Source organism: Pseudonocardia kujensis (genome assembly GCF_021283305.1).
Classification (GTDB): Bacteria; Actinomycetota; Actinomycetes; order Mycobacteriales; family Pseudonocardiaceae; genus Pseudonocardia; species Pseudonocardia kujensis.
Genome location: NZ_JAJSOK010000065.1, coordinates 23408 through 43437 on the forward strand (window position 1 = coordinate 23408; position 20030 = coordinate 43437).

Annotated in this window: 19 protein-coding genes and 2 pseudogenes; 14 read left to right on the forward strand and 7 right to left on the reverse strand. The window is 73.5% G+C overall.

Annotated elements, in window-relative coordinates; genetic code table 11:
• The first annotated feature begins 69 nt into the window (after positions 1–69).
• The 4 genes from LWC35_RS31110 to LWC35_RS31125 are packed head-to-tail and all read left to right on the forward strand — an operon-like array spanning position 70 to position 3181.
• The gene (locus tag LWC35_RS31110; protein WP_232873857.1) at positions 70–1146 is read left to right on the forward strand and encodes an NAD-dependent epimerase/dehydratase family protein; all 1077 of its coding nucleotides are present in this window, start codon (positions 70–72) and stop codon (positions 1144–1146) included.
• A 48-nt stretch (positions 1147–1194) separates the two neighbouring features.
• Positions 1195–1842: a glycosyltransferase family 2 protein gene (locus LWC35_RS31115; protein WP_232873858.1), complete on the forward strand. Its 648-nt coding sequence runs from the start codon at positions 1195–1197 to the stop codon at positions 1840–1842.
• Positions 1839–2537: a TIGR04282 family arsenosugar biosynthesis glycosyltransferase gene (locus tag LWC35_RS31120; protein ID WP_232873859.1), complete on the forward strand. Its 699-nt coding sequence runs from the start codon at positions 1839–1841 to the stop codon at positions 2535–2537. The genes LWC35_RS31115 and LWC35_RS31120 overlap by 4 nt, the downstream gene beginning before the upstream one ends.
• On the forward strand, positions 2534–3181 hold the full coding sequence (locus tag LWC35_RS31125) for a class I SAM-dependent methyltransferase (protein WP_232873860.1): 648 nt from the start codon (positions 2534–2536) through the stop codon (positions 3179–3181). Before LWC35_RS31120 ends, LWC35_RS31125 begins: the two co-directional genes overlap by 4 nt.
• A 6-nt stretch (positions 3182–3187) precedes the next feature.
• Here the strand turns inward: LWC35_RS31125 and LWC35_RS31130 are convergent, their stop codons facing one another.
• Positions 3188–4243, reverse strand: coding sequence for a sensor histidine kinase (locus tag LWC35_RS31130; protein WP_232873861.1), 1056 nt, complete (start codon positions 4241–4243; stop codon positions 3188–3190).
• Between the two features lie 2 nt (positions 4244–4245).
• On the reverse strand, positions 4246–4944 hold the full coding sequence (locus tag LWC35_RS31135) for a response regulator transcription factor (protein WP_372463134.1): 699 nt from the start codon (positions 4942–4944) through the stop codon (positions 4246–4248).
• A gap of 123 nt (positions 4945–5067) precedes the next feature.
• Here LWC35_RS31135 and LWC35_RS31140 point away from each other — a divergent pair, with 123 nt between their 5' ends.
• Positions 5068–6261: a molybdopterin-dependent oxidoreductase gene (locus LWC35_RS31140; protein ID WP_232873863.1), complete on the forward strand. Its 1194-nt coding sequence runs from the start codon at positions 5068–5070 to the stop codon at positions 6259–6261.
• The gene (locus LWC35_RS31145) at positions 6258–6692 is read left to right on the forward strand and encodes a hypothetical protein (RefSeq protein WP_232873864.1); all 435 of its coding nucleotides are present in this window, start codon (positions 6258–6260) and stop codon (positions 6690–6692) included. The genes LWC35_RS31140 and LWC35_RS31145 overlap by 4 nt, the downstream gene beginning before the upstream one ends.
• Here the strand turns inward: LWC35_RS31145 and LWC35_RS31150 are convergent.
• A complete protein-coding gene (locus LWC35_RS31150) occupies positions 6664–7980 on the reverse strand; it encodes a hypothetical protein (RefSeq protein ID WP_232873865.1) in 1317 nt (438 codons plus the stop codon). The two genes, LWC35_RS31145 and LWC35_RS31150, sit on opposite strands and share 29 nt — an antisense overlap.
• Positions 7981–8211: 231 nt before the next feature.
• Here LWC35_RS31150 and LWC35_RS31155 point away from each other — a divergent pair, with 231 nt between their 5' ends.
• Positions 8212–8814 carry an RNA polymerase sigma factor gene (locus tag LWC35_RS31155; RefSeq protein ID WP_232873866.1) on the forward strand — a complete coding sequence of 201 codons (603 nt, stop codon included), beginning with the start codon at positions 8212–8214 and terminating at the stop codon, positions 8812–8814.
• Here the strand turns inward: LWC35_RS31155 and LWC35_RS40575 are convergent.
• From LWC35_RS40575 to LWC35_RS31170, 3 genes are read right to left on the reverse strand one after another with little or no spacing between them, the layout of a single operon-like run.
• Positions 8811–11048 (reverse strand): winged helix-turn-helix domain-containing protein, encoded by a 2238-nt coding sequence (locus LWC35_RS40575; RefSeq protein WP_232873867.1) that lies wholly within the window; start codon positions 11046–11048, stop codon positions 8811–8813. The two genes, LWC35_RS31155 and LWC35_RS40575, sit on opposite strands and share 4 nt — an antisense overlap.
• A 52-nt stretch (positions 11049–11100) precedes the next feature.
• On the reverse strand, positions 11101–12939 hold the full coding sequence (locus LWC35_RS31165) for a glycoside hydrolase family 15 protein (protein ID WP_232873868.1): 1839 nt from the start codon (positions 12937–12939) through the stop codon (positions 11101–11103).
• A 55-nt stretch (positions 12940–12994) separates the two neighbouring features.
• Positions 12995–13201: a hypothetical protein gene (locus LWC35_RS31170; protein WP_232873869.1), complete on the reverse strand. Its 207-nt coding sequence runs from the start codon at positions 13199–13201 to the stop codon at positions 12995–12997.
• Between the two features lie 68 nt (positions 13202–13269).
• Between LWC35_RS31170 and LWC35_RS41085 the strand changes: the two are divergent.
• The 6 genes and pseudogenes from LWC35_RS41085 to LWC35_RS31195 all read left to right on the forward strand — a co-directional run.
• Positions 13270–13479 (forward strand): annotated as a pseudogene (locus LWC35_RS41085) (FAD-dependent oxidoreductase); the annotation flags it as partial.
• A 451-nt stretch (positions 13480–13930) separates the two neighbouring features.
• Positions 13931–14230 (forward strand): oxidoreductase dimerization domain-containing protein, encoded by a 300-nt coding sequence (locus tag LWC35_RS31175; RefSeq protein ID WP_232873870.1) that lies wholly within the window; start codon positions 13931–13933, stop codon positions 14228–14230.
• Positions 14231–14307: 77 nt separating this feature from the next.
• Positions 14308–15108: pseudogene (locus LWC35_RS31180) on the forward strand (glucose 1-dehydrogenase); the annotation flags it as partial.
• A 225-nt stretch (positions 15109–15333) separates the two neighbouring features.
• Positions 15334–15489, forward strand: a complete 156-nt coding sequence (locus LWC35_RS31185) for a hypothetical protein (RefSeq protein WP_232873872.1) — start codon at positions 15334–15336, stop codon at positions 15487–15489.
• An 8-nt stretch (positions 15490–15497) separates the two neighbouring features.
• Entirely contained in the window at positions 15498–17072 is a 1575-nt protein-coding gene (locus tag LWC35_RS31190; protein WP_232873873.1) for a GMC oxidoreductase, read from the forward strand.
• Positions 17073–17334: 262 nt separating this feature from the next.
• The gene (locus LWC35_RS31195; RefSeq protein WP_232873874.1) at positions 17335–18735 is read left to right on the forward strand and encodes an APC family permease; all 1401 of its coding nucleotides are present in this window, start codon (positions 17335–17337) and stop codon (positions 18733–18735) included.
• A 7-nt stretch (positions 18736–18742) separates the two neighbouring features.
• Here the strand turns inward: LWC35_RS31195 and LWC35_RS31200 are convergent, their stop codons facing one another.
• The gene (locus LWC35_RS31200) at positions 18743–18883 is read right to left on the reverse strand and encodes a hypothetical protein (protein WP_232873875.1); all 141 of its coding nucleotides are present in this window, start codon (positions 18881–18883) and stop codon (positions 18743–18745) included.
• A gap of 173 nt (positions 18884–19056) precedes the next feature.
• Between LWC35_RS31200 and LWC35_RS31205 the strand changes: the two genes are divergently transcribed.
• The gene (locus tag LWC35_RS31205; protein WP_232873876.1) at positions 19057–19887 is read left to right on the forward strand and encodes an LLM class F420-dependent oxidoreductase; all 831 of its coding nucleotides are present in this window, start codon (positions 19057–19059) and stop codon (positions 19885–19887) included.
• Positions 19888–20030 lie beyond the last annotated feature (143 nt).

Sequence of the window (20030 nt, forward strand, 5' to 3'; positions counted from 1 at the left end):
CGGCCACGCTGCTTACGGAGCGAGGACGAACGTCCACAGGTCGGCAGCGCCGCACTACCGTCGGGGATCGTGCGGGTTCTCGTCACCGGCGGCGCCGGGTTCATCGGGTCACACGTCGCCGACCTGCTGGCCGCCGAGGGCCATGAGGTCGTGCTGCTCGATGCCCTCCTGCCCCAGGCCCACGGCAGGGAGGTGCCGCCGTGGACCACGGTGCACCGGTTCGTCCGAGGGGACTTGCGCGACGCCGACCTGCTCCGGTCCGTGCTGTCCCGGGTGGACGCGGTCTGCCACCAGGCGGCGATGGTCGGCCACGGTGTCGATCCCTCGGATGCACCCGCGTATGCCTCCCACAACGACCTGGGCACAGCGGTGCTGTTGGCCGAGATGCACCGGGCGCGAGTCGACCGGCTGGTGCTGGCGGGCTCGATGGTGATCTACGGCGAGGGCCGGTACGACTGCGCCGAGCACGGCACCGTCCGGCCCGTTCCGCGCGCGGTCGCCGATCTCGAGGCGGGCCACTTCGAGCCACGGTGCCCGGCCTGCGGGCGCGCGCTCGTGCCGGGCCTGGTTCCGGAGAGCGCCCCGGCGGACCCCCGGAGCACCTATGCCGCGACGAAGCTGGCGCAGGAGCACCTGGCGGCGGCATGGGCGCGGCAGACCGGTGGTGCGGTCTGGTCACTCCGCTACCACAACGTCTACGGGCCGCGGATGCCGTTCGGCACCCCGTACGCGGGCGTGGCGTCCGTGTTCCGCTCCGCGCTGGAGCGCGGCGAGGCCCCGCGGGTGCTGGAGGACGGGCGGCAGCGGCGCGACTTCGTCCACGTCACCGACGTCGCCGCCGCCAATCTCGCCGCCCTGAGCGCACCGGTCGTCGGGTTCGCCGCCGCCAACGTCTGTTCCGGTGAGCCGCACACGGTCGGGGATCTCGCCGTGGAGCTGGCGAAGGCCATGGGAGGCCCGGAACCACAGGTCGTCGGGGGCGCGCGCCCCGGGGACGTACGACACATCGTCGCCGATCCGGCGTTCGCCCGTGAGCGGCTCGGTTTCCGGGCTCGAGTCGCCTTCGCCGAGGGGGTGGCGGCCTTCGCGACGGACCCGCTGCGCGCGCCGGCGGCACTCTCTCCCCCGGCCGTCATCGATCGGTAAGCACCGGAACCCGCTCCGATTCGGTCTGCGGGACCGAAGATCGGGACTGTGCACCCTGTCGAAATCGTCCTGCCGTGCCTCGACGAGGCGACGGCGCTGCCCGGAGTGCTCGCCGCGCTGCCGGAGGGGTGGCCCGTCCTCGTCGTCGACAACGGCTCCTCGGACGGCACAGCCCGGGTGGCGCGGGCCCACGGCGCCCGGGTCGTCGTCGAGGGCCGCCGGGGCTACGGCGCCGCCGTGCACACCGGGTTGGAGCACGCCCGCGCCGAGCTGGTTGCAGTCCTCGACGGCGACGGCTCGCTCGACACCGCCGTCCTGCCGACGATGGCCGCGGCCGTCGCATCGGGCCGGGCAGATCTCGCCGTCGGCCGCCGGGTGCCGGAGCCGGGCAGCTGGCCCTGGCACGCCCGCGCGGGCAACGCGCTGATCGCGGTCGAGCTGCGCCGCCGCGGGGTCGACGTCCACGACATCGCGCCGATCCGGGTCGCCGGGCGTACGGCGCTGCTCGGGCTCGGGATCGTCGACCGGGCCTTCGGCTACCCACTGGAGCTGCTGCTGCGGGCGGGCGCGGCCGGCTGGCGGATCGAGGAGACGCCGGTGCGGTACACCCGCCGCGTCGGCGGACGCTCGAAGGTCTCCGGCTCGGTCACCGGCACCGCGCGAGCGGTGCGGAACATGGCGGGGCTCCTCCGGTGACGGCCCCGGTGACGACGCTGATCGTGCTGGCCAAGGCGCCGGAGCCCGGTCGCGTGAAGACGCGCCTGTGCCCACCCGCGACCGTCGAGGACGCCGCCGACGTCGCCGCGGCCGCCCTGCTCGACACGCTCGACGCCACCGCCGCCGTACCCGGCGGACGCACCCTCGTCGCTCTGACGGGCCGGCTGTCCCGGGCGGCCCGGCGGGTCGAACTCGGCCGGGCGCTCGCCCGGGCCGGCCGGACGCGGCAGCGCGGCGACGGCCTGGGCGAACGGATCGTGGCCGCGCACACGGACGCAGCGGCACGCCGTCCCGGCGCACCGACGCTGCAAGTCGGAATGGACACGCCACAGATCGACGCCCTGCTGCTCGGCGAGTGTCTGGACCGGCTGCGCGGCGCCGACGCCGTCCTCGGACCTGCGCGCGACGGGGGCTGGTGGGCGCTCGGGCTGCACGATCCCCGCGCGGCCGCCCCGATCGCCGACGTCCCGATGTCCCGCGACGACACGGGTGAGCGCACGCTCCACGCCCTTCGTGCCGCGGGCCTGCGGGTCGCCCTGCTGCCCGAGCTGACCGACGTGGACACGGCGACCGACGCGCGTGCCGTCGCCGCCGAGGTCCCGGGCTCACGGTTCGCCCGCGCCGTCGAGCGGGTGGCGGCCTTCCGTCCGGCAGCTCCGGGCGTAGCCCGGTGACGGGCGCGCTTCGTGCGGACGCGTTCGACGCCCTGCTCGCCGGCCGGACGAGCCGGCTCGTGCGCGACGACGGGCGGGCGCTGCCCCTGGACCCCGCCCGCTGGCGGGCGGCCGCCGACACCGACGACGCGTGGCTGCTCGACCGGTGCACCGGACCGACCCTCGACCTGGGCTGCGGACCCGGACGGCTCGTCACGGCGCTCACCGTTCGTGGCGTCCGTGCGCTCGGCGTGGACAGCTCGGTCGTCGCACGGATGTTGTGCCGCCGGCGGGGCGCGGCGATGGTCCACCGGGACCTGTTCGGGCAGCTCCCGGGCGAAGGAGCCTGGGTGCACGTGCTCCTCGCCGACGGCAACATCGGCATCGGCGGCGACCCTGCCCGGCTCCTGGGCCGCGCCGCCACCCTCCTCGCCCCGGGCGGGACCGTGCTGGTCGAGGCGGGGCCCGATCCGTTCGAGCTGTGGACCGGCACCGTGCGGACGGGCGGGTCAGGGCGCCGCGGAGCGGGCGGGGGTGTGCCGTGGGCGTCCGTCGGCGCCGTGGCGTTGTGCGCGCTGGCCCGGGCCGCCGGTTTCAGCGCGACGGCCTGCGCCCGTACCGCCTCCGGGCGGGTCTTCGTGGAGCTGACCCCGATGGCCGGCTGAGCCGGGTCAGGCCTGCGCGGCCGCGCGCGGGGCCGGCTCGGGCCGGGGCCCGGGAAGCGTCAGCTCGAACAGACAACCGGGGCCGTGGTTGCGCACCTGGAGGCCCCCGCCGTGCGCCTCGGCGAAGGCCCGCGCGATCGCCAGCCCCAGCCCGGCTCCCGTCCCCTCCAGCGGGGTCCGGGACGTGCTGCCGCGGAACCCGACGTCGAACACCCGGTCCAGGTCCAGCGGAGGTATGCCGCCGCAGCCGTCCAGGACTCCCAGTCGGGCGCGGCCGTCGCGCATCCCACCGGAAAGCACGACCCGGCCGCCCGCGGGCGTGTGCCGGATGGCGTTGGTCAACAGGTTCCGGATCGCGCGGATCAGCTCGGCGTCGCTGCCGGGCACCACCGGCCACCCCTCCGGGTCCTCGGCGACGATCCGCACCCCGGCTGCCTCGGCCGCGGGTGCCTCGGCGGCGACGGCGTCGGAGACCAGCTCCCCCAGCGCCACGGGGACCACCCGCAGCGTCAGGCCCGCGGACGTGGCCCGTGACAGCTGGAACAGGTCCTCGACCATGCCGGCCATGCGATCCGACTCGCGGCGGATCCGGGCGAGGTAGTCGGCGACCTCGGTGGGTTCGCGCACCACACCGTCGGCCAGGGCGTCGGTCATGCCGCGGATCCCGGCGAGCGGGGAGCGCAGGTCGTGGCTCATCCATGCCACCAGCTCGCGGCGCGCGGTCTCGGCCCGCCGCACCGTCTCCAGCTCCGCCGCGCTCGCCTCCCGCTGCCACAGCGCGTCGCGGGCGAACCGGTTGCCGAGCCACCACGCCGCGGGCACCGTGACCAGCCCGACCACCACGCACACCGCGACCGTCCCGACCAGCTGCGGGGTGTACATCAGGCCGCTCACCCCGACCACGCCGCCGAGCGCCGCCGCCAGCGGGACCAGCGCGAGCGCCGTCATCGCCGCGGTGATCGAGCGCCGCCGCAGCCGGTGCAGCAGCAACCCGCCGACGACCGCGACGGGCAGCGCGAACACCAGCGCCAGGGGCGCCGCCCGGGCGAGTTCGGGGAGCACGGTCAGCCCTCGGGGTCGTAGCGGTAGCCGGTGCCCCAGATCGTCGCGATCCGGCGGGGCGCCGTCGGGTCGGCCTCGACCTTCTCCCGCAGCCGGCGCACGTGGACGGTGACGGTGGAGCGGTCGCCGAACTCCCACCCCCACACCCGGGCGAGCAGCTCCTCGCGCGTGAAGGCCTGCCCGGGGTGGGCCAGCAGGAACGCGAGCAGGTCGAACTCCCGGGTGGTCAGGGCCAGCACGCGGCCGTCGAGCACGGCGCTGCGCGCCGCCGGGTCCACACGCAGCCCACCGTCGACCAGCACCGGGCTCCCGCCGGCCGCTCCCCTGGCGGTCCGGCGCAGGATCGACCCGACGCGCAGCACCAGCTCGCGGGGACTGAACGGCTTGGTGACGTAGTCGTCTGCCCCCAGCTCCAGGCCGAGCAGCCGGTCGTCCTCCTCCCCGAGCGCGGTCAGCATGACGATCGGCGGGAGATCACCCTCCGCGCGCAGCGCCCGGCACACCTCCAGGCCGCCGAGCCCGGGAAGCATCAGGTCCAACACCACGACGTCGGGCGGAGCGGCCCGGGCCGCCCGCAGCGCGCCCGGGCCGTCGGCGGCGAGCGCCACGCGGTGCCCGGCCGCGCCGAGGTAACGCCCGACGACGTCGCGGACGGTCTCGTCGTCGTCCACCACCAGGACGTGCGCGCACACGCCGGACACGGTAGCCCGGCCGGCCGCCTTCCGGACCGATCCGTCACCAGCCGGTAAGGGGATCTCACGGGCTGATTACCGATCCCGCGAGGTCCGGTGGGAGGCCGTGTCCCGGCCGTACCGTCACGGGTCATGCGGATCCGATGGCGGAGCCCGATCCGGGGTCCGTGGCTGACCTCGGTGCTCGGCCTCGTCCTGCTGTGCAGCTTGCCCGTGGTGATCCTGACCGGGCTGCTCGACTGGGTGGCCTACGGTCCCGGGCAGGCGATCCCGGCCGACGTCGGGGTCCTGCACCTCCCGCTCTTCGACTGGCCGACCCGCCCCTCCTGGTTGTTCCGGCTGACCCAGGGGCTGCACGTCGGGCTCGGGATCGTGCTGGTCCCGGTGGTACTGGCGAAGCTCTGGTCGGTGATCCCGAAGTTGTTCACCGCGCTCCCCCGCAACCCGGTGAAGGCCGCCGAGCGCGCCACGCTGGTGCTCCTGGTCGGCGGGATCCTGTTCGAGATCGTCACGGGACTGCTGAACGTCCAGTACGACTACGTGTTCGGGTTCAGCTTCTACGCCGCCCACTACACCGGGGCCTGGGTGTTCACCGCAGGCCTCGTCCTGCACGTCGTGCTCAGGTTCCCGGCGATGGTGCGCGGGCTGCGATCTCGATCCTTCCGGGGCGAGCTGCGCACGCCGCTCGCGCAGACCCGACCCGAGCCTCCCGCCGACCTCGTCGCCCCCGAGCCGGACCGGCCGACGATGAGCCGGCGCGGCGCGCTGGCCCTCGTCGGCGGCGGATCCCTGCTGCTCGCGGGCCTGACCGTGGGGCAGACACTCGACGGGCCGCTGCGCGCGACGGCCCTGCTGCTGCCCCGCGGACGTACCCTGCCGGGCGACTTCCCCGTGAACCGCACCTTTGCCGCGTCCCGGATCGACCCGGCCGCGGTGGGATCCGGTTGGCAGCTGGACCTCGGGTCCCTGCAGCTCACCCGCGAGCAGCTGGCGGCTCTGCCCCAGCACACCGCGGCGCTGCCGATCGCCTGCGTGGAGGGCTGGTCGACCCGGCAGACCTGGGTCGGGGTACGGCTGCGCGATCTCGCCGCGCTCGCCGGGGTGCCCGCGCCGGAGAGCGCGCTGGTGACGTCCGTGGAGGAGGGCCCGTTCGCCCGCGCGAGCCTGACCAGGGCGCAGGTGCTCGATCCGGAGGCCTTGCTGGCGCTGCGCGTCAACGGTGCGGATCTCACCCCCGACCACGGCTTCCCGGCCCGGGTGGTCGTTCCGGCGTTGCCGGGCGTGCACTGCACGAAGTGGGTCCGCGCGATGGAGTTCCGGGCATGACCGGGCTGCGCGCCGTGGGGGTGCTCGCCTGCCTGACCCTCGGCGCCTCCGCGGCCACGATCGTGGTGCGGGACCCCACGCTGCACCCGTCGATCCCGTGGATGCTCGCCTGGTTCGCCGGTGCGCTGCTCCTGCACGATCTCGTGCTGTTCCCGCTCTACGCCGCGGTCGACCGGGCGCTCGTACGCCTGCCCACGGGTCCGGTGCCGCTCGTGAACCACGTCCGGGTGCCCCTGCTCGGCGCCGGCCTGACCCTGCTCGTCCACCTGCCCGGGATCATCCGGCAGGGCGGGCCGGTCCACCTCGGTGCGACCGGCCTCGACCAGACCCCCTACCTCGCCCGCTGGCTGTGGCTCGTCCTGGCGATGGCCGGCGCGTCCGCACTCCTCTGGGTCGTGCGGGTCACCAGACGGTCAGTAGCAGGTGGTTGACGGCCAGCGCCAGGGCGGCCTGGGCCGGCAGCCAACGCCGCGGATGCGGGAGGGCCCCGCACGCCACCACCGCCCACACCGCGAAGGGCAACCAGATCCGCTCCACCTCGGCCTTCGACATCCCGGACAGGTCGGCCAGCGCGATCGCCGTCAGCGCCGCGAGGACCAGGAGCGCCGCCGGCCGGGGCAGCGCGGGGATCCGTCGCAGTGCCGCCGCCACGGCCGGACCGAGCGCGAACGCGACCGCCGCGAGGTTCGCCCACACGAAATAGGCGTAGGGACGGCTCGCGGCGATGCTCGCGGCGTAGATCACCCGCACCTTCTCGTAGCCCCCGACCCACCAGAACCCGGCCGCGGTGAAGGCTGCGGCCACGATCAGCACCCCCACGAGCACGCCTGCGATCGGGCGCCACCGGCGCGTCGCCGCCAGGACCGTGATCGGGAACAAGGCCCCCAGCACCAGTCCGTAGGACAGGTACAGCGCGTACCCGAGCAGGATCCCCGCCGCCAGCGCGGCCAGGTCGGCCCGGACACCGCGCAGCGAGGTCGCCACCGCGACCAGCGCGACACCCCAGGCGAGCCAGGCCGCGAACAGGCCGTCGGCCGACACCCCCACCCACACCGCACCCGGGAACAGCACCGAGAACGGCAGCACCCGCCGCGCCAGGTCCTCCTGCCGCAGGGCGCGCAGCGTGACGGCCACCGCGGCGCACGCGGACGAGCCGGCCAGGATCACCACGACCCCGGCCGCTCCCCCGCCCCCGAGCCCGAGCCGGTCCAGCCACACGAACAGCAGGAACGCTCCGGGCGGGTGGCCGCCTACATGCGTCGTCCAGAACCACGTCTGCGCCGGGTCGACCTGCGTGGTGAGGATGTGGTCGGCGAACTCACGCAGCATCGCCCCCACCGACGTCACCCGCGGCACGTCGTGCAGGTACTCCTGGCTGCTCGAGAGCCGCTCGACCACGCCGCGTTCCCAGCCGTCGACCAGAGCGAGACTCGACGTCCACACCGCCGAGGCCGCCCACGCGCCCCACAGCAACGGACGCCACGCGAGTCGCCCGGCGAGGCCCGGTCCCCACGCCGCCACGGCGACGGCCACCACCACGGCGGCCGGGGTCCCGGGTCCGACGTGCGGAAGCCACTCCGCCAACAGCGGCGGCCAGCCCAGGAAGATGTCGTCGCCTCCCGCGACCAGCCTTCGCCCGACCACGGCTGCCGCCAGCACCAGCACCACCACCGCCGACACCGCGGCGACATCGCCGCGGTGCGGTTCGGTCCGGGTCACGGAGCCCACGCTAGGGAGCGGACCCGTGCCCGTGCGGACGATGTCCGCGGTCCGTAATGCGCGTTCGGTGCTCGCGAGGGAGGAGGCAAGCAGGCCTCGGACGGTCGGCGGCGACGTGCCGGCGTCGGATCGTCACCTTCCCGCTTCACCCGGGTGAGAGCGTCTCCCGACGCTGACTCGGGCCGTTCCCTCCTGCAGGCTCGGGGCCTCGAGCTGCGCCGGAGGTCATCGATGTCGGTCACGGTCCCGCTGGATCTGCCACGTGCCGCCGAACTGCCGGATGCGTGCCTCGTCGAGGGGCTGGCCGACCGCGACGAGGACGCCTACCTCGTCCTCGTCCGCCGGTACACGCCGCTCATGCTGCGAGTGGCTGCCGCGTACGTGCGCGACCGCGCGGCTGCCGAGGACGTGGTCCAGGACACCTGGATCGCCGTGCTGCGCCATGTCGGCCGGTTCGAGGGCCGCTCCAGCTTCAAGACGTGGCTGATGCGGATCCTGGTCAACATCGCCCGCACGAGAGGGGGCCGGGAGCGCCGGACCGTGCCGTGGTCGAGCGTGGCTGCGGAGGCCGAGTGGTGGGACGAGTTCGCCACCGACGGCGCCGACGGCGAGCCGGAGTGCCGCGTCCTCGCCGCGGAGGTGGCGGGGGCGATCGGACGCGCGCTGCAGTCGCTGCCCGAGCGCCAGCAGATCGTCGTGGCCCTGCGCGACGTCGAGGGCTGGGAGCCCGGTGAGGTGTGCGAGGCGCTCGGGATCTCACCGGGGAACCAGCGGGTTCTGCTGCACCGCGGGCGCGTCCGGTTGCGAGGTCTGTTGGCCGGACACCTGGGTTAGAGCAGCCCGAGTTCGCGCGCTCGGGTAACGGCGTCGCCCCGAGAGGACACTCCGAGCTTCCGGAAGAGCAGGCGGGTGTGGGTCTTCACGGTGTTGAGCGACAGGTGCAACACGGCACCGATCTCTCGCTGGGAGAGCGTGCCGGCCAGGAGGGGGAGAAGTTGCCGCTCGCGCTCGGACAGACCTGGCTCCTCGCCCTCGCCGCGGCCGGGGTTCCGGCCGGGCCGGGCGCGTCGCGCCCGGGCGAGCGTGCTCGGGAGCCGCGCGGGATCGGGGCAGCCCCGCAACAGCGCGGCGGCGTCGTCGAGCAGCGCCGTCGCTTCGCTGTCCGGACCGGCCAGCCTGGCCTGCACGGCGAGGGCGAGCGCGATCTCCAGCCGTCCGGCTCCGCGGCGGGCCAGTTGGACGGCACGAGCCGCCGACGTGGCAGCGGCCCGGGGCTGGCCCGTGGCTCCGAGGAGCGTCGCGCGCGCGAGATGCGGGAGGCAGGCGACGAAGTGCTCGCCGACGGCCGGGTCGTCGACCCTCGCCTCACCGACCGGCAGGATCCGGGCGGCCTCCGCCAGCCGACCGGTCTCGACGGCCGTCAGCGCGAGGTAGCCGAGCGCATACGTCTCGGCGAGCGGGTTCGTGGTGTGCCGAGCGAGGCGCACCGCCTCGACGAGCGGCCGTCGCGCCGCCACGAAGCGCCCCTGCCAGTAGGCCGTCAATCCGAGCAGCAGGTGGGCCACCGTGCCGGCGAAGCTCGGTCTGCCGGAATCCAGTTCCTGCACCCGGCGGGCCGTGCTCGCCGCTCCGCCGACGTCACCGATCTTGAAACGATGGACGGCACGAAGGACGGCCAGGTCACGTCGGGTGTCCAGCCGAGGCGCTCCGTCCTCGGCGATCGCAGCGGCCGCCTCCCCGGCAGCCAGCCAGGGATCGACCTCGTCGAGCTGGCCTCGGTCGAGCAGGAGCCAGGCGCGAGCGGCGCACAGCCGCGGGTCGAGCCGGACCGCGGCCGGGGGAAGGACGTCGAGCCAGGCGTCGACCGTGGCGAGCCGGCCGGCGTTGAACTCGACGTTCCAGTTCTCCGCGACCAGGTCGGCTGCCCGGCCCGGTTCTCGGGCGGACGCGAGGTGCTCGATCGCCTCGCTGACCGAGCCGGCTCCGGCGAACCAGGCAGCCGCCCTGCGGTGCAGCTCGGGGAGCACGGCCGGTTCGACCAGGCTGAGCTCGTGCTCGAGCAGTTCACGGAACAGGCGGTGATAGCGGTACCACGGACCGCTTCCGCCGAGCCGGGCGACGAAGATGCCGGCGCGTTCGGCCTGGTCGAGCATCGCGGCTGCATCAGCCCGGCCGGTGAGCTCCTCGCACAGCGGTGGGCACAGGCGACGCAGGACGGAGGTGCGGAGCACGAAGTCGCGGAGCGCGTCCGGTAGCCGGGTCAGCACCTCGCTGCACAGGTAGTCCAGGATGTAGCGGTCCGATCCGATGAGCTGGTCGATGAACGCTCCGGCGGCGTCTCGGGGAAGGCCGGCCAGGGAGATCGCGGCCAGCGAGAGCCCGGCCGGCCAGCCTTCGGTCCGCCGGACCAGCCGGTGCACGTCCGACGAGCCGAGCGCCAGGCCGTGGACGTCCTCGAGGAGCGTGGCGACCTCCGCCTCGGTGAACGCCAGATCGTCGGCCCGCAGTTCGGACAGCTCCCCCGCGGCTCGGAGGCGGGCCAGGGGCAGTGGGGGGTCGCCGCGGGTGGACACGAGTACGTGTGCGGTCCGCGGCAGGCGCTCGATCAGCAGGGCCACGGTCTCGTGGACCATGCGATCGGTGATCGTGTGGAAGTCGTCGAGGACGAGCACGACGGCGGTGTCCGCCCCCAGAAGGTCGTTGAGCAGCGACGGGAGCGCCGCGTCGCGCAGGGCGCGGGGGCCGGCGCGCAGCGCAGCCATGGCCTGCTCGCTCACCTCGGGGACACGGTCCCGGAGCGCGGTGATCACATAACTCCAGAAGAGGACCGGGTCGTTGTCACCCGGGTCCAGTGCGAGCCAGGCCACCCGGACGCTCTCGGCGCAGGTGTCCATCCAGTCGACGAGCAGCGAGGTCTTGCCCCAGCCCGCGGGAGCGTCGACCACGGTCAGTCGGTGCTCGGTCGGCCGCAGCCGCGACACCAGGCGGGGGCGCCGGACGAGGCCGCGCCCCGCCGGGGGGTGCAGCTTGGTGGCCAGCAGGACCGGCCCCTCGGTGAGCACCGTCACCGGGCCAGCCTGCCGCAGGTCGGTGCGCGCGGCCAGGATGCGGTTGGCCCCCTCAACCGGTCTGTTCGGCCCGAGCGATGGCCCAGGCAGCGTTGATCAGCCCGATGTGGCTGAAGGCCTGGGGGAAGTTGCCGAGCAGATCCCCGGACCCGGGGTCGACCTCCTCGGCGAGCAGGCCGACGTCGTTGACGTAACGGCCCGCCCGGTCGAACACCTGCCGGGCCCGTTCGATCTGGCCGGACACGGCGAGGGCCTGGGCGAGCCAGAAGGTGCACAGGAGGAAGGTGCCCTCCTCGCCCGCCAGCCCGTCCGAGTTCGCGCCGGCTTCCGTCCGGTACCGGTAGACCAGCCCGCGGGCGTCGGTGAGTCGCTCGGCGACCGCGTCGATCGTGGCCAGCACCCGCGGGTCGTCCGCCGGAAGGAAGCCGACCAGCCCGATCATCAGGTTCGACGCGTCGAGGTCGGGCGAGCCGAACGACTGGGTGAACGACTTGGCGGTGTCGCTCCAGCCCTGCGTGAGGATCGCCTCGCGGATCTCCTCGGCGGTCGCGCGCCAGTCGTCGACCCGGTCCTCGGCGCGCAGCGTGGCGGCCATCGCGATCGCGCGGTCCAACGCGACCCAGCACATGAGCTTGGAGTAGAGGAAGTGCCGCGGTTGCCCGCGCACCTCCCAGATCCCCTGGTCGGTCTCCTGCCAGCGCCGGGCCGCGGCGTCGGCGCAGCCGACGAGGAACTCTCGCCACGCCGTCGCGCCCGGGTGCTCGGGGTTGAGCTGGGCGACCAGTCGATGCGCGGCGCCGAGCAACTCCCCGTAGACGTCGATCTGGCGCTGGCTCCAGGCGCCGTTGCCGACGCGGACCGGCCGGCTGTCCCGCCAGCCCGCCAGATGGCCCAGGTCCCGCTCGCTCAGGTCGTGTTCGCCGCCGACACCGAACATGATCTGGAGGTCGTCACCGCCGAGGACCTGTGCCGCCGAGCTGGCCGCCAGGTAGTCGAAGAACTGGTGGGCCTCGTCCGGGCAGGCGGCGACCCAGAGGGCCTCGAGCGTGAGGCTGGCGTCGCGCACCCAGGCGTAGCGGTAGTCCCAGTTGCGCTCGCCGCCGGCCTGCTCGGGCAGCGAGGTGGTCGGCGCCGCGACCACCGCACCTGTCGGTTGGTAGGACAGTGCCTGCAGGACGCGGCCGCTGTGGTGCACGAGGTCGCGCCAAGGTCCCTGGTACCCCTGGTGGATGCGGGACCAGCTGCGCCAGGCCTCGATCGTGGTCTGCAGCGCCTCGTCGAGTCCGGCCTCGGGCACAGGCGCCGGGAAGGCCTCGGACGTCGTGCGGTGCTGGAGCCCCAGCGTCACCCGCTCCCCCGCCCGCAACACCACCGTGCCGATTGCAGCCGCGTCGGCGACCTGCAGAGGCACCGGGGCGGAGAGCACCAGCACGTCCGCGCCACCGCGAACCTGCACGCCCCCCTCGACCAGCGAGACCAGCGGCGTCACCAGGCCGTACTCGGGGCGGGGCACGAGTTCGATCCGGACCTCGACGGTGCCGGCGGTGCACTCCACCGAGCGGACCAGCAGTCGCGGCGCGGCCGCGCAGAGGGCGTGGGGATCCTCGGCGGCACCGGTGGCGAGCGCGTCGAGCACGACGACGGTGCCGGCCGGGCCGGTCCAGGTCGTCTCCAGCACCATCGTGCCGTCCAGGTAACGGCGGCCGACCTCGGCGTCCGGGTCGGTGGCGCAGACGACGAAGTGCCCGGCCCGTGGGTCGAGCATCCGCCCGAGCACCGACGGTGAGTCGAACCGGGGGGCACAGAGCCAGTCGACCGAGCCGGTCCGGCCGACCAGCGCAGCGGTGTGCCGGTCGGACAACAGGGCGTAGTCCGCGATCGGGGTGGTCATCGGTGTCCTCCTCGGGTCCGGTCTCGCCCCTCAGACCCGGCTGACCCCCTGCCCGTTACTCGAGACGGTCCCGGAACACCCGCAGCAGCCTCAGTTCCAGGTCAGGGCCGACGCCGGGCTCGGCCCGCAGGAGTTCTACGGTACGGGCGCAGGTCGGGCAGCACCGCAGATGGTCCACGACCTCGGGCTCCGAGGCGCGGCCGAGCAGCGCGGCGACCTGCTCGGCCGTCCGCGGGCACTCACCACCGTCGAAGGTTGTCATCGCGACGCTACAGACTCCCGCACGACTTCGGACGTAACAGTCGCAGGAAGCATGCGCTCTGCACCGCCATGACGCACAACGACACAGATGTGATCGTGATCGGGCTCGGTCCCGGGGGCGGTGAGGTCGCGTCCGGCCTGCTGGCCGGCGGACTCGACGTCGTCGGGGTGGAGCGCGAGCTGGTGGGTGGGGAGTGCCCGTACTCGGGCTGCATCCCGAGCAAGATGCTGGTCCGCGCAGCCGACGCGCTGGCCGAGGCCCGGCGGGTCCCGATGTTCGCGGGAGACGCGCACGTGCGGGCCGACCTCGCGCCGGTCGCCCGCCGGTTCCGTGAGCAGGCCACGGACGACTGGGACGACGCCGTCGCCGTGGCCGTTCGAGAAGGCCGGTGGGAGGTTCCTGCGCGGCTCGGCGAGGGTCGAAGATCGTGCGTGCGTGCGGGTCGGCGACGAGATCGTGCACGCGCGGGTCGGTGTGGTCGTGGCGACCGGAGCGCGCCCGGTCCGCCCGCCGACCGGACGCGCGCGGGCTCGGGCTCGAGCACTACGGACTCGAAGGCCCGGCGGTACCCGTCGACTCGCGCATGCGCGCCGCACCGGGGCTGTGGGCGGTGGGTGACGTCACCGGAGGGGGCGCCTTCACCCATCTCGCCGCGCACCAGGCACGCATCGCCGTCGCGGACGTTCTCGGGCGTGCACCCTCGAGGCCGCAGACGCACCCCTGTCCCGGGTGACCTTCGTCGACCCGGAAGTCGGGTCCGTGGGGCTGACCGGGGCCGCCGCGCGGGCAGCGCGTCTCCGGGTGCTCGTGGGCTGCGCACCCGCCGCCGCGTCGGCCCGCGGCTTCGTCCACGGGCCGGGCAACGCCGGGCTGGTCAAGCTCGTGGTGGACGCCGGGCACGGTCTGCTGGTCGGCGCGACCGCGGTCGGCCCGGCAGGAGGCGAGGTGAATCGCCGTCTTCGCCGCACCGCTGGTGGTGCGGCCACCTCGCCGGAGGAGCCGGACCCCGCGGAGGCGGGGCGGGCGTAACGGTCGGGGCCACCACCGAGTCGGTTCGGTGGGTCCCACACACGGAGGAGGACACCATGAAGGGCTTGACGGGCAAGAGGGCGCTGGTCACGGGTGGTAGCTCGGGAATCGGTCAGGCGATCGCCGTGCGGCTCGGTGAGGAAGGTGCCGACGTCGCCATCAACTACGTCGGGCCGCCGGAGGGCGCCGAGGCGACCAAGGAGACCATCGAGCACGGCGTGCAGCAGTGCATGAAGCAGCTCTCGACGAGCGGGACGCACCCGATCCTGGTGGCGGCGGACGTCTCCGACGCCTCGCAGGTGGAGCAGATGTTCACCCAGGTCCGCGACGACTACGGCGGAATCGACATCCTGGTCAACAACGCCGGTATCCAGGTCGCCGCCGACACGGACGTGCACGACGTCGCCGACTTCGACCGGGTCCTCGCGGTAAACCTGCGTGGGGCGTTCCTGTGCGCGCAGCAGGCCGTCCGCGGCTGGTTGGCCGCCTCCGCGCCCGGCTGTGTCGTCAACGTCTCCAGCGTGCACCAGGTGATCCCGAAGCCACGCTTCGTGGGCTACTCGGTGTCGAAGGGCGGTATGCAGAACCTCACCCACACCCTCGCCCTCGAGTACGCCGCGCGCGGGATCCGGGTCAACGGGATCGGGCCCGGGGCGACGGTCACTCCCATCAACCAGTCGTGGATCGACGACCCGGTCCGGCGGGCGGCCGTCGAGACGCACATCCCGATGCGTCGGGCCGGCACGGCCGAGGAGATGGCCGCGGCCACCGCGTTCCTCTGCTCCTCGGAGGCCGGCTACATCACCGGCCAGACCCTCTTCGTCGACGGCGGTCTGACCCTGTACCCGTCGTTCGAGACCACCTGGTCCTCGGAATGAGCGCCGCCGACACCCGCCCCCGGACGAGCGCCGCGTCCTCGGCCGACCAGTGGTGGCCGTCGCGCTACGGCGCCGGGGACCAGGCCGGAGCCCTGAACGAGATCGGCCCCCGCGCGGTGGTCGAGGCGGCGCGACTGGATCGCCGACCACCGCATCGCGCTCACCGGATGCGGCACCTGGAGCTTCGGCCCGTATCCGCCGGAAGACCCCGACGAACCGTTCACGGTGCCGCAGATCCTCAACACCCGTCACGGCGTGGTCGTCGCCGAGAACCTGCGGCTCGACGCCCGCGACCGGGTGCACGAGTTCCTGCTCGTCGTCGCGCACGCCAAGCCGCGCGGCGCGACCGGAGCGTGGGTCGCCCCACTCGCCCTCACCTAGGAGCAGCAATGGACCACTTCGACATCATCGTGATCGGCTCCGGGGCCGGAGGTGGCACGCTCACGCATGCCCTCGCCCCCACCGGCCTGCGGATCCTGCTCGTCGAACGCGGCGGCTACCTGCCCCGCGAGATCGAGAACTGGGACCCGCGCTCGATCTGGCTCGACGGGCGCTACGACAACGCCGGCCTATGGACCGACGCCGACACCGGCAACCGCTTCACGCCGAAACAGCACTACTATGTCGGCGGGAACACGAAGTTCTACGGCGCCGTCCTCTTCCGCATGCGCGAGCGCGACTTCGGTGCCGTCGCGCATGTCGACGGCGTCAGCCCGGCCTGGCCGCTCGACTACCGGGACTTCGAGCCCTACTACACCCGCGCCGAACACCTCTACCAGGTGCACGGCGCCCGCGGGGTGGATCCGGACGACCCACCCTCCGCCGCGCCCTACCCGCACCCACCCGTCACCGACGAGCCGAGGATCGCCCAACTGCATGCGGATCTGCACAAGGCGGGCATGCACCCGTTCCCCCTGCCCAACGGGATCCTGATCGACGAGGCCCGCCCTCAGACGTCGGCCTGCGTACGCTGCGCGACCTGCGACGGGTACCCCTGCCTGACCAACGGCAAGGCCGACGCCCAGGTCGTCTGCGTGGACCCCGCATTGGCCTTCGACAACGTCACGCTCCTGACCGGCGCCCGCGTCGACCGCCTGGAAACCGGTCCCTCCGGCCGGAGCGTCGAACGCGTGATCCTGACCCGGGGCGGGCGGCGCGAGGAGTACTCCGCCGACGTCATGGTCCTCGCCGCCGGCGCCATCAACTCCGCCGCGCTGCTCCTGCGCTCCGCCTCGCCCCGACACCCGCAGGGGCTGGGCAACTCGAGCGGCGTCGTGGGGCGCAACCTGATGATGCACAACAACTCGTCGCTCATCGCCTTCTCCAAGATCCCCAATCCCACGCGGTTCCAGAAGACGATCGGGGTGAACGACTTCTACTTCGGCGACCCTCGCGCCGACGACGACTGGCCCTATCCGCTCGGGGCGATGCAGATGCTGGGCAAGTCCGACGCGGTCCTGATCGGCTTCGACGCCCCGGAAGCCGACGACCCCGCCGAGCTCTCCCGCCACGCGCTCGACTTCTGGCTCACCACGGAGGACCTGCCTCGCGCCGACAATCAGGTCGGTCTCGATCACGACGGGGGCGTCTCGCTGCGCTACCGGCCCACGAACCTTTCCGCCCACACGCGGTTGCGCCGCCGCTTCGTGGAGCTGCTCGACGCCATGCGGTGCCGGGACCAGGTGCTGGAGAACTACGGCTATCGCGGCGGTCGCCTCGGGATCGCCGGGGTGGCTCACCAGAACGGCACCGCCCGCTTCGGGACCGACCCGCGCACGTCCGCGCTCGACGTGGACTGTCGGATGCACGACCTGGACAACCTGTACCTGGCCGACTCCAGCTTCTTCGTCTCCAGCTCGGCGGTGAATCCGACCCTGACGATCATCGCGAACGCACTGCGGGTCGCCGATCATCTCTCCGCGAGGCTCGGCGCTCCGGCCCGGGCCGCGGCGGCGCCGGTGTAACACCGCCTCGCTGCTACCGAGGGTTGCCGGCATGAACGAGCTGTTCGACGCCGGGGTCCTCGTCACCGGGGATGGTGGCGACCACGGTCGACGAGCTGGGTCGGCTCGACAGTGCGCACGACGACGCCGGCATCGCCGGGCCGGTCCGCGGTGAGACGGTTCCATCATGGCGCTCCGGGTCGGGACCGCGCCCTGCACGACGAGACGACCCGCACGAGCCGGTCCTCCCGGAGGCCGGCGGGCGGGACCGGGAGGACCGACGATGGCCGCATCGTCCGCCGCCGATCAGGGCTCTCTACGGCGCGTGCTCGGCTTCTGGGGCACCGCGGCGGTGTCGATCGGGGTCATGGCGCCGACCTTGGCGATGTCGGTCGTCGGCCCGGAACCTGCCCGTCTCGTCGGCCGTGCGGCCCCGCTCGCCTTCGTCGCCGCCGCGGCCCTCGTCCTCGCGGTGAGTGCAGGGTTCATCAGCCTGTCCGGAGAGTTCGCCCACGCGGGGTCCGTGTACGCCTTCGTGGGGCACAGCGTCGGCCCACGGTCCGGTGCCTTCACCGGCTGGGTCCTGCTGGGCACCTACCTGGTGTTCCCCTGGGTCTCCGTCGCGGGGATCACCCTCTTCGCCCACGGTCTGCTGCGCACCCTCGGCGTCGACCCGCCCGACTGGTACCTGCTCGCGCTCGCCGGCTGGCTCGTCGTCGGGCTGCTCGCCGCCGGCGGTATCCGACCGACCAGCCGGGCGCTCCTCGCCTTCGAGGTCGCCGCGGTCCTGCTGATCCTCGCGCTGATGGCGGTGATCGTGCACGCGATCACCACCGGCTCGGCCCCGGCCGCCCAGCGCGTCGACGTCGCCGTGTTCACCCTCCCCGACGGTGTGCCGGTCTCCGCGCTCGTCCTGGCCGCGACGGCCGCGTTCCTCGCCTTCGCCGGGTTCGAGTCGGCCGGCTCGCTCGGTGAGGAGGCCCGCGCCCCACGTCGGGTCGTCCCCCGGGCGATGCTCGCCACCGTCACCGCGGGCGCGATCTTCTATGTCGCCTGCGTCGCCGTGCAGAGCTGGGGCTTCGGTACCGATCCGGCCGGGGTCGCCCGCTTCGCGGGTTCGTCCGCGCCGCTCGGTGAGCTCGCCGCCACGTACGCAGGTCCAGGTCTTGCCGTGGCGCTCCACGCCGTCGCGGTGGTCAGCGCCGTCGGAGCCGGGCTCGGCTGTGTGCTCGTCGCCGTGCGCACCCTGTTCGCCTTCGGCCGCGACGGGCTGCTCCCCCACGTCCTCGCCCGGGTGTCCCCACGCTCCGGGGCACCCAGCGCTGCGCTCGGCCTGGAGATGGGTGTGGGCCTGATCCTCATCTCCGGGTTCCGGCTGGCCGGCACGACCCCGAATGGGATGTTCTTCGCCCTGGCCACCATCGGTGTGCTCAACCTGCTCGTCATGTACACGCTCACCAACCTGGCGGCGGCCAGGCACCACTGGCGCGATCACGGGCCGGTCCGTCGCCTGCTGATGCCGCTCGTCGGCGCGCTGATCGCCGTCGCCGTGCTCGTCCAGACCATCTGGCCGCCGGTGACCGCGCTTCCCGTCGTGGTGGTCGGTTGGCTCGTGCTCGGGGGGCTCTTCGTCGTCATCGACCGCGTCCGGCTTCGGGGTGCGTTTTCCGAACCGGAGGGGTGAGCCTCCTTCAGACGTAGGCGGGGCGCCGCAGCGCACCGGAGCAGGCCGCGTCGCGTTCGGCCAGCTCAGAGCTCTCACGCGGGAACTCCTCGTACCAGGGCACGCCCTGCACGTCGGGCCGGGCCGCGCCGTCGGCGACCACGCTCAACCGGGCCTCGAACTCGTCGTCCCCGCTGCGACCCCACCTACCCGAGACGGGTCGAGCGACGCCTGCGGAGACCCATGTGCGGCGACAACGGATCGACTCGTGCGGGACCGGGCGAGCGGCCGGTGACAGTGCCCGCATCCCCCACATTCGGAGCGCAGGAGTAGGACGGAGGGATGAAGTTCGGGATCGCCACCTTCATCACCGACGAGAGCATCAGACCCGACGCACTGGGGCGCGCCCTCGAGGAGCGCGGGTTCAGCTCGCTGTTCATCGCCGAGCACTCGCACATCCCGGCCAGTCGCGAGTCGCCCTACCCCGGGGGCGGCGAGCTTCCCCGGAAGTACTACCGCACCCTGGACCCCTTCGTCGCCTTGACCGCTGCCGCGGCCGTGACCTCGCGCCTGGTCCTCGGAACCGGAATCGCACTGCTCCCCCAGCGCGACGTCATCCACACCGCCAAACAGGTCGCCAGCCTCGACCTCGTGTCCCAGGGCAGGACGGCCTTCGGGGTAGGAGTCGGGTGGAACCGCGAGGAGATGCGCAACCACGGCACGGACCCCTCCACGCGCGGCGCACTGATGGACGAGCAGCTCCAGGCGCTCAAGGAGATCTGGACCACCGAACAGGCCGAGTTCCACGGCGCGCACGTCGACTTCGACCCGATCTACTCCTGGCCGAAACCCGTCCAGCAGCCCCACCCACCGATCTACCTCGGCGGGGAGAGCCCGGCCGCACTTCGACGCCTCGCCAACCTCGGCGACGCGTGGCTGCCCCGCGCCCACACCCCACCTGAGCGCATCGTGGAGGTTCGGAACTGGCTGGGTGAGCAGGGCCGCCACGAGGTGCCCTTCACCGTGTTCGCCGCCGGGACCGATCCCGACTTGCTACGCGGGTACGCCGACGCCGGAGTCGACGAGGTCACCCTCGAGCTCGACACCCTTCCCGAGGACGAGACCCTCCGCGTCCTCGACGACCTCGCCGAGGTGGCGTCAGCCCATCAGTGACCTGACACGCACGGGTCGGGAGTGTCCGATCTTCGGTGTAACTGGTCTGTAGCTCCGGGCGTGTCCCGGGGGAAGGACCAGCGATGACCGACACGATCGAGCCCATGCCGCGGGCTCGGATTGATCACCAGCAGTTCGCTCAG